Genomic DNA, 3,352 nt, shown 5'->3' with positions numbered 1-3,352 from the left:
CCTGGCGACCGTCGGCAGCCTCGCCGGGCTCGGCGGGATCTGGAACGCGGACGCGGTGCCGGGCAGCCGGACCTCGCCGTGGGCACTGGTCGGCACGGCGCTGCTGCTCACGGTGGTGGCCGCCGGGGTGCCGGCGCTGTGGCGCCGTCGCGGGAACCCGGTGATCGCGACGCTGGGGGTGACGGCCGCGGCGGCGGTCGCGCTGCCCGCACTCGCCGCCACCGGCTGGGGTCTGCAGGCCGGCGAGTGGGCGGTGGTGCACGTGCCCGGCGCCGGGTTGCTGCGCGACGCCCAGAAGTGGGTGGCGCTCGCGGTCCCCGGCTACGCGCTGGCCGCGGCGGCCGGTGCGGGCGCCCTGGACCGGCTCGGCCGCCGGGTGTTCGGCGACCGCGAGCGGGCCACGCCGTCGCCCGCGAGGAATCCGGCGGCGGCGGCCGCAGTGGGGATCGCCGCGGTGCTGATCGCGCTGCCGGACCTGGCGTGGGGCGTCGGCGGGGCGCTGCGTCCCGTGCACTACCCGTCGTCGTGGTCGGAGGTCGCGGCACGGCTCGAGGGTCGGTCCGGGGACGTCGCGGTGCTGCCGTCGGGCACGTTCCGCCGGTTCCCGTACAGCGGCGACGCCCCGGTGCTCGACCCGGCTCCGCGGCTGCTGCCGCTCGACGTGCCGCAGACCGGCCGGCTGCTCGTCACCGACGCCGGGCAGTCCACGGACATCGGGGGCGAGGGGGCCCGCGCCGAACGGGTCGAGGCGCTGCTGATCGGCGGCGGTCCCGCCGACCACCTGCCCGGTCTGGGGGTCGGCTGGGTGCTCGTCGAGCGGGACGCCGCCGGACCGGTCGGTGACGCCGGGCGCACCCTGGCCCAGCTCGAGCCGGTGTTCGCCGACGAGCACCTGGCGCTGTACCGGGTGCCGGGCGAACCCGCGCCGCCGCCGCACCGGGCGGGGGCCAGGGCCGCGGCGGTCGCCGCGCACCTCGCGTGGGCGCTGCTGCTAGGCGGTAGCGCGCTCGGCGCCGTGGCCTACCGCGGCCGGACCCGCGCCGACCGGGTCTGAGACGGCCGCCGCGTCCGGCGCCCCGATCAGGCCCGAGACGTAACGGCCGGAGGCCGACTCCGCGAGCACGGTGTGCACGCCCGCCGCGGTCTGCGTCCAGGAGAACTCCGACGCCCGCATCCGCGCCTTCTCGCCGAGATCGCCGCGCAACTCGGCGGCGTCGAGCAGCTCCGACACCGCGATCGTCAACTGTGCGGCGTCGTCCACCAGCAGGCCGGTGACGCCGTCGACGACGGAGTCGGTGAGCCCGCGCGAGCTGCGGTAGCCGACGGTCGGGACGCCGTGCTGCGCGGCCTCGATCACCGCCAGGCCCCAGCCCTCCTTGCGGGAGGGCATCACGTGCACCCACGCCCGCGAGAGCAGCTGGTGCTTGCGGTCCTCGGGGACGTGGCCGTGGAAGGTCACCGCGTCGGCGATGCCAAGTTCGCGGGCCCGCTCGCGCAGGTTCTCCTCCCACCAGCCGCCGCCGATCACGTCCAGGTGCAGCCCGGGGGTGCGTCCGCGCAGCGCCGCGACCGCGGACAGCGCGTCCTCGATCTGCTTGTGCGGCACCAGCCGCGACAGCACGCACACGCTCGGATGGGTGGTCCGGGTGGCCTCGTCGCCGGCGGGCACGGCGGCGGGCAGTTCGTCGGCGCCGTTGCGCACCACCGCGACCCGCTCACGGTCCACGCCGAGCGCGGTCAGTTCCTCCGCGGACGGCAGCGACACCGTCAGGTACTGGTTGCGCCGGTGCACCCGCGGCGAGAGCACGGACTCGACCCACCAGCCGATCCGGCCGACCAGCCGTCCGGCGACCGGCCACTGTTCGCGGTGGCAGTGGTGCACCAGCACGGTGATCGGCGCGCCCGCGACCGCGCGCGCGAAGAAGGGGATGCCGTTCTGGGTGTCGATCACCGCGTCGGGAGCGATGCCGCGGAGCGGGCCGAAACCCAGCCGACCGGCCGCGATGGCGGCCAGCGCCCGCGGGTAGACGGTGAACCGTCCGCCGCCGCGGCTGATCCGGATGCCGTCGACGAACTCCTCCCGCGGCGCACCCGGGTAGCCGGCGGTGCGCAGGGTGACCTTGATGCCGCGGGCCGCGAGTCCGGTGCCGACCTGTTCGAGGTAGCGCTCGCTGCCACCTCCCTGGGGGTGCCCGGTGTCGCGCCAGCACAACAACAGAACCTCGCGCACGGCACTACTCCTGGACCCTCGGGCGGTGACGGCCGCGGCGCGGCCGACGACTACCTTATCGGCTGCACGCTGCGAATTGTTGCGGTCCCGGACCGGGAACCGGCGTCGACGCCGCCGCTCGCTAGGGTTGCTCCCCGTGACCGCCCTCCCCGTGACCCGTGTCTTCGCCCGCCGGGCCACCCTCCGTCGGTCGGTGCGACTGCTCTCGGACTTCCGCTACGAGCAGACCGATCCCGACATCTTCTACGGCGCCCTGGCCCGCGACTCGCTGGAACTGGTCGAGGACCTCTACGCCGGTGCGAACGGGGAATCGCTGTCCGGGCGGATCGTCCTGGACGTCGGCGGCGGGCCCGGCTACTTCGCCGAGGCCTTCCGCGCGGCCGGCGCGCGGTACGTCCCCGTCGAGCCCGACCCCAGCGAGATGCACGCGGCGGGCCTGACCGTCGGCGACGCGATCCGCGGGTCCGGGATGGCGCTGCCGATCCGCGACGCCAGCGTCGACATCTGCTTCTCCTCCAACGTCGCCGAGCACGTCCCCGAGCCGTGGACCATGGCCGAGGAGATGCTGCGGGTCACCCGGCCCGGCGGCCTGATGATCCTCTCGTACACCCTGTGGTGGGGGCCGTTCGGCGGCCACGAGACCGGCCCGTGGCACTTCCTGGGCGGCGAGTACGCGGCCCGCCGGTACGGCCGCAAGCAGGGCCACGAGCCGAAGAACCGGTTCGGGGTCTCCCTGTTCGACGTCGGCGCCGCGGACGGGTTGCGCTGGGCACGTTCGACTTCCGAGGGTCGGCTGCTGGCCGCCTTCCCGCGCTACCACCCGCGCTGGGCGTGGTGGATGGTGCGGCTGCCGTGGCTGCGGGAGCTGCTGGTGAGCAACCTCGTCCTGGTGATGCGCAAGTAGGCGGCTCCGTACGCCCGTGAGTGCTTGTCGTCCCCCTGGGGCCTGTTCAGTCTGGGGACATGTGAGACGCGAGATGTCTACCCAGATGTGAGACACGCTGCTGTGGAGGTGAGCGTGGGTACCTGAGACCGGCTATGGACGTATCCATGGCCAGATCGGATGCCCGGATGAAGCTGCTCGATGCAGCCTTACGCGTCGCCCACGACCAAGGAGCCGAT

General features: G+C 74.6%; 3 protein-coding genes. 2 read left to right on the top strand and 1 reads right to left on the bottom strand.

Going from position 1 to position 3,352, the window contains the following annotated elements:
• Nucleotides 1-1,054 (top strand): MmpA family trehalose lipid delivery protein (locus AC1DWC_RS26585; RefSeq protein WP_477912872.1); only part of this gene is annotated, 1,054 nt, incomplete at its 5' end.
• Here the strand turns inward: AC1DWC_RS26585 and AC1DWC_RS26580 are convergent.
• Nucleotides 992-2,230 (bottom strand): glycosyltransferase family 4 protein, encoded by a 1,239-nt coding sequence (locus tag AC1DWC_RS26580; RefSeq protein ID WP_477912870.1) that lies wholly within the window; start codon nucleotides 2,228-2,230, stop codon nucleotides 992-994. The genes AC1DWC_RS26585 and AC1DWC_RS26580 overlap by 63 nt on opposite strands.
• Before the next feature lie 136 nt (nucleotides 2,231-2,366).
• On the opposite strand from AC1DWC_RS26580, the gene AC1DWC_RS26575 reads away from it, so the two are divergent.
• Nucleotides 2,367-3,134, top strand: a complete 768-nt coding sequence (locus tag AC1DWC_RS26575; RefSeq protein ID WP_477912868.1) for a class I SAM-dependent methyltransferase — start codon at nucleotides 2,367-2,369, stop codon at nucleotides 3,132-3,134.
• The last annotated feature ends 218 nt before the right edge of the window (nucleotides 3,135-3,352 follow it).

The sequence above is a fragment of the Rhodococcus sp. P4_C10 genome (assembly GCF_056402135.1).
The sequence above is the reverse complement of the archived record's forward strand: the minus strand, read 5'-3'. Positions and strand labels throughout refer to the sequence as shown.